A 6,210-nucleotide genomic window follows, 5' to 3' on the forward strand; every position below is an offset into this window, starting at 1 on the left:
GAATTATGCCGAAGGCATACAATTAACCAAAGGACAAGATATGGGATGCTTTAAATTAGGCTCAACGGTTATTACGCTCTTTGCATCAAATGCCATTGAGTTTGAAAGCTATCTTAAGGTGGGGGATGTTACTCGTGTGGGTCGAAAATTAGCCAATAGGATATAGCTTTATGTGGATTCGTAGTGTTTTGTGCCTTGCTGTGGTGTTGTTTTCTTCACTCACTTTTGCTGAAGAAACCATGCCAATCATTAATAATGAAGAAGATCTTTCACAAGTTGTTCACCAGTTGAGTGATAAAAATGATGAGCTCAGACAAAATATGGAGCTACAAAAAACGCATTTAACCAGTATTATTAATGAACAAAACAATATCACTACACAGATTTCACATGTACAAAATACGCTAGCCACGCTTGATGAGCAAGGTGAATGGCTGAGCTTTTCAACAGCGCTTGGCGAAACTTTACGTCAACAATTATTACGCTTACCCGAAAAACCTAAATCGCAAGCACTTGATGCCGAAATTGCCGAAGCAAAAGCCCAACAACTTAATTATAGCAATATTTTAACTTCCTTAGATGATTATCCAACTTTAACCAATCCACTTAATAGTGTGAAAGAAGCCACGCAATATCGCCGTTTAATTCGAGAACAAACCGAATTACTTAAGACGCTTATTTCTGGCACGGATACCACCATCTTAGAATTAACTAAATTAAAAATTGCAAATAAGCAACTCACCAATGCAATTGACGAAGTGAACGATGCTGCACATCGTTACTTTTTTTGGGTGGCAGATGTCAACCCAATATCGATGAGCTATCCAATCAACTTAGCTAAAGATGTGGTTTATGCGATTTTTTCAATCGATACCCTTTCACAACTTTATAATGCGAGCGCAGAAGTGCTTAGTGCGCCAAAGCCACTGTTTTTAATTATTTTGTCGTTAATGTTTGTGTTTGCGCATTTTAAGATGCGCGCTAAATATAACATTTTTTTAAATAAATCAGCGAGCCGCGTCGGTAAAGTAACACAAGATAGTTATTCTTTAACGCTAAAAGTGGTTATGTTTTCATTAATTATGGCGTTACCAGTACCAATTTTGTGGGCGGTGTTTGGTTATGCGTTGCAGATTAATTGGGATTATCCCGTCGCCTTTGCATTAGGTTATGGGGTGAATGCAGCAGCACCAATTTTATGGGTATTTATTATTTCAGCCCATTTTGCCTCATCGAATGGGCTTTTTATTGCCCACTTTGGTTGGCCTGAACGTAGCGTACGTGCAGCAATGAAATATTATCAACTTTCGATTTGGCTTGTGATTCCATTAGTAATGATAGTCATGAGTTTTGACGAGTACAACAATCGTCAATTTGCTGCCACCATTGGTCGCACGGCTTTTATTTGCCTTTGCTTTGCTTTAGTGTTTATGACTAACGCCATTCATCGTGCAGGGGTTCCTCTTTATATTGATAAAAAAAGCTCTGGTGATAATTTATTAAGTCATATTTTATGGTTTATCTTATTGAGTGCGCCATGGCTTGCCATTATTGCGGCTTGTTTGGGCTACTTATCGACGGCCCAATTGCTATTGGGGCGTCTTGAAGCATCGGTCATTATTTGGTTTGCACTGTTAGTTATTTATTTTATGATTCGCCGTTGGATGTGGATCCAAAAGCGCCGTATTGAATTTGAGCGCACCAAGCAACGTCGTTTAGAGCGCATGCAACGTGCCAAATCACACGATGAAGATATTAATTCACTTAGCGACAACGTTGATGAACCCATTATTGATTTAGATGCTATTAGTGCTCAATCTTTACATTTAGTGAGATCAATTATTATGATGATTGCGCTCATTAGTATGATTTTGTTATGGTCAGAGCTACATTCAGCTTTTGCCTTTATGAATAATATTAAACTGTGGAAAACAAATGCCATTGTTAACGGCACTGAAATTGAGCAATACATTACTCTTGGAGCGGTATGCATTGCGATTTTAATCATGACAATTACCGTGCAGTTAGTCAAAAATTTGCCTGCTTTGTTAGAATTAGGCATTTTACAACATCTAGAGCTAGCTCCAGGAACAGGCTATGCTATTTCCACCGTTTCAAAATATATTATTTTGATGGTAGGTTGCATGATTGCGTTTTCTTTTATTGGTATCGATTGGTCTAAAATTCAATGGCTTATTGCTGCACTCGGTGTTGGGTTAGGTTTTGGTTTACAAGAAATATTTGCTAATTTTATTTCGGGTTTAATTATTTTATTCGAAAAACCAGTACGCATTGGTGATACAGTGACAATTCGTGATTTAACAGGCAATATCACCAAAATAAATACTCGCGCCATTACCATTGTGGATTGGGATCGCAAAGAAATTGTAATGCCTAATAAGGCTTTTATTACTGAACAATTGGTAAACTGGTCGTTATCTGATTCGATAACGCGTATTGTGTTAACCATTCCAGCAACGATTGATGCAGATAGTGATCTGGTTATCAAACTACTACAACAAGCTTCAAATGAATGTGAATATGTGCTTAACGATCCTGAACCTCAAGTCTTTTTAGTAGATATTCAAGAAGGCATTCAGTTGTTTGAGTTACGTGTTTTTGCTGCCGAGATGGGACACCGCATGATGCTCCGAAGCGCTATACATAAGCTAATACTTGAAGCTTATCGTGAACATCATTTGACATTACCATTCCCACCATTACAAACCAATTTGGAAGCGTTAGGTCGCAAAAGTGGACGTCGTAGTTATACTGTTGGTACCATTTAGTTAAATAGTGTCTCTAGCCATGGCACACCGAAAGCGCCGGGAGCAAGCAATACAAATGCCCAGACGGGTGCAGATGCAATATTGGCCAGATTAAATTTGGCAGCTGGCATATGCATTGTGCCAGCGATTAATGGCACAATTGCACGTAATGGTCCAAAAAAGCGCCCAATAAACACTCCTAGCACTCCATAGCGCAAAAAGAATTGTTCGGCACGATAAACTAATTTAGGGTGTTTATTGAGAGGCCATGAAGCAATAACTTGTTGATGATAGTGCTTTCCTAACCAATAAGATAAGAAATCCCCTAAAACAGCTCCCATGGTAGCAGCAATTAATACAGGTAAAAATGATATTGCACCGCCACCGATTAGAGCGCCTATCCCCAATAAAACGGCAGTGGCAGGAACCAAAAGCGAGACAATCGCCAATGACTCACCAAATGCTAATAAAAATATAATCGGTAACGCCCAAATTTGATGATGCTCAATAAATTGCATGGTTGTCAATGTGATTTCGTGTAGTGACATGGGTTAGCTTGTGAACTATCAATTGATTATAATCAACCATTTTACCATAATATTAGGCGTTTAGAGCTAAGAGCACTATCTATTGTATAATTTTACACAGCATTAGCGTTTTTTAAATTTATTAACATTTGAGCTTGCACTTATGATAACTTTAATGATAACCCAATTAATAAGAGGTAAATTATGACAATCGGTATTGAATCAATTCTTGTGCGTAAATTTAAAAATAGTGAACTACAAAATCCACAACCTGACACACTAGCTATTGAAAAACCAATTGCATTAATTTATAACGGAATTTCTCATGTGGTAATGATGGCAACACCAAAAGATTTACATTATTTTGCAATTGGGTTTTCATTAACTGAGAATATCATTCAATCGGTTAATGATATTTATGGTATTGATGTTGTTGATAGCTCCAAAGGTATAGAAGTGCAAATTGAACTTTCGTCTCGGCGCTTTAGTGAACTAAAGGAGAAACGCCGTAATTTGGCTGGGCGCACAGGCTGCGGTATTTGTGGCACTGAGCAAATAGATCAAGTCTACCAAGCCATTCCTTCTTTGCCTTTAACAAGCCAGATTAAGCTAACTGATTTTAGTGCTACGCTAAACTATTTATCACAAGTTCAACATGTAGGTGAACAGACTGGTTGCACACATGCGGCCGTGTGGTTAGATTTGAAAGGGCAATTTATAGCAGGTTTTGAAGATATTGGCAGGCATGTGGCATTAGATAAACTGCTTGGATTTAGAGCAATGCAATTGCCTAACAACGCTAACTTTCAACAAGGCGTGGTATTAGTATCAAGCCGTGCTAGCTACGAAATGGTACAAAAAGCGGCTAATTGTGGTGTAGAGATTTTGTTAGCGGTTTCAGCTGCAACCTCAATGGCTGTTGATTTAGCCAAACAGTGTAACTTGACGTTATTAGGATTTTTTAGAGGTGATAAAAGCGTGATCTATTCTGGTGAAGATCGACTAATCTAATGCCGATTTTCGCCTTGATCAATTTTGATTATCAAAAATTAATTTTTAATTTATTGAATAATAAAGAATAAAAAAAATTATCTTATTCAATCCAAGATGCCGCCATTCTCACCTTTATTTATTGAGTGAAGATCATCATAATATATACCTCAGAGTTTACTCTGTTTTTTAGTTACTTTATAAGCTTATTATCCAATTAAGCTAAATAATAGGTTATTATTATTTATTTTATTGTGCCTGTTTTACTTTAGCATTTAACTTTTTGAAAGGATACCATCATGCATCAAACTTCAGATATTCAACAAGCCGTTAACTATATTCAAAAACACACAGATAAAAAACCAACTATTGGTATTATTTTAGGTTCAGGTCTAGGACCTTTTGCCGATACACTTGAAGATGCCGTTCATATTGCTTATGACACAATTCCTCATTTTGCAAAATCTGGCGCCGTTGGTCATGCCAATGAACTAGTTATTGGAAAATGTGGCGACAAAACAGTAGTGGCAATGAAAGGTCGCTTTCACTATTATGAAGGATTTTCGTTAGATCAAGTCACTTTTCCTGTTAGAGTGATGAAAATGTTAGGTGTTGAAAAATTGATTATTACTAATGCATGTGGCGCTGTGAATACTGGCTTTAAACCAGGCGATTTAATGCTGATTACCGATCATATCAACCTAACTGCTAATAATCCACTTATTGGACCTAATAACCCTGATTTAGGCGTGCGCTTTTTAGATGTAAGTGAACTTTATAACAAACAATTGCGCGCAACAGTAATGGATGTAGCAAATGAACTTAATATTACCTTACGTGAAGGTGTTTACGCTTGGTGGACTGGCCCAACTTATGAAACACCAGCCGAAATTAGAATGATCCGCGTTTTAGGTGCTGATGCGGTTGGTATGTCAACCGTACCAGAAGCCATTATAGCGCATCATTCAGGTATAAAAACCATTGGTATTTCATGCTTAACCAATATGGCTTGTGGCATTTTAGATCAACCGCTAGGGCATGAAGAAGTGATAGAAACAGCAGAACGCGTTAAATCAACCTTTTTACAACTTATTACAAAAACGATTGAACGTTTTTAATCAGTACTTTTTATTTGTGGTTTTCTATAAAAGATTTTACTTTATTTTAGGAATAAACAATGAACATAAAAAATAGATTAAAAATAATGATGTTTTTCCAATATTTTATTTGGGGAAGCTGGTTGGTGACTTTTGGTGCTTATCTACTAAATACTTTGCACTTTTCAGGTGTTGAAGTATCAATGATTTTTAGCACTAAAGCTTTGGCTGCATTAATTACCCCATTTATTGTTGGTATTATCGCTGATAAGTTTTTGCAAGCCAAACATCTTTATATGTTTTGCCATGCCATTTGTGCAATTGCACTTTTTTATGCTGCATCAATAAACAATGCAACGCTTTTATTTTGGGCGATGTTAGGCAATGCGTTAGCGTATATGCCTACTATTGCTTTATCTAACTCAATTAGTTATCACTGTTTAGATAAAGATAACTTAGATACGGTAGCCACATTCCCTAAAATACGCGTCTTTGGTACAGTAGGTTTTATTATTGCAATGTGGACTGTCAGTTTATATAAATTAGAGTTGAGCGCTGCTCAACTCTATATTGCTTGCATTGCCTCTTTAATACTTGCGATTTATAGCTCAACCTTACCCAATATCGAAACGCAAAAAAAACCAAAACAGTCTTGGAGTTCTTATTTAGGGTTAGATGCGTTTGTGTTATTTAAAAACCCAGTAATGGCTGTATTTTTTCTATTTGCTATGTTGCTTGGTGCAATATTACAAGTCACTAATACTTTTGGTGGCGCTTTCTTACATGATTTTGGTAAAACCCAGGAATTTCAAAATAGTTTAATTGTAC

Annotated in this window: 5 protein-coding genes and 1 pseudogene; 5 read left to right on the plus strand and 1 reads right to left on the minus strand. The window is 36.8% G+C overall.

What is annotated here, in order from left to right:
• Positions 1-16: 16 nt before the first annotated feature.
• Positions 17-166, plus strand: coding sequence for a phosphatidylserine decarboxylase (locus tag A9G30_RS13690; RefSeq protein WP_442903452.1), 150 nt, complete (start codon positions 17-19; stop codon positions 164-166).
• Positions 167-242: 76 nt separating this feature from the next.
• Positions 243-2,789 (plus strand): annotated as a pseudogene (gene mscM / locus A9G30_RS09575) (miniconductance mechanosensitive channel MscM); the annotation flags it as partial.
• Here mscM and A9G30_RS09580 read toward each other — a convergent pair.
• Positions 2,786-3,316: a DedA family protein gene (locus A9G30_RS09580; protein ID WP_065583463.1), complete on the minus strand. Its 531-nt coding sequence runs from the start codon at positions 3,314-3,316 to the stop codon at positions 2,786-2,788. The pseudogene mscM and the gene A9G30_RS09580 overlap by 4 nt on opposite strands.
• Positions 3,317-3,499: 183 nt before the next feature.
• On the opposite strand from A9G30_RS09580, the gene fdhD reads away from it, so the two are divergent.
• The 3 genes from fdhD to A9G30_RS09595 all read left to right on the plus strand — a co-directional run.
• Positions 3,500-4,306, plus strand: coding sequence for a formate dehydrogenase accessory sulfurtransferase FdhD (gene fdhD / locus A9G30_RS09585; RefSeq protein ID WP_065583464.1), 807 nt, complete (start codon positions 3,500-3,502; stop codon positions 4,304-4,306).
• A 278-nt stretch (positions 4,307-4,584) separates the two neighbouring features.
• Entirely contained in the window at positions 4,585-5,403 is an 819-nt protein-coding gene (locus A9G30_RS09590) for a purine-nucleoside phosphorylase (RefSeq protein ID WP_065568446.1), read from the plus strand.
• 59 nt (positions 5,404-5,462) lie between these two features.
• A partial coding sequence (locus A9G30_RS09595) for an MFS transporter (protein ID WP_176700889.1) occupies positions 5,463-6,210 on the plus strand: 748 nt, incomplete at its 3' end.

Source organism: Gilliamella sp. Fer4-1 (genome assembly GCF_001690515.1).
Lineage (GTDB): Bacteria > Pseudomonadota > Gammaproteobacteria > Enterobacterales > Orbaceae > Gilliamella > Gilliamella apicola_C.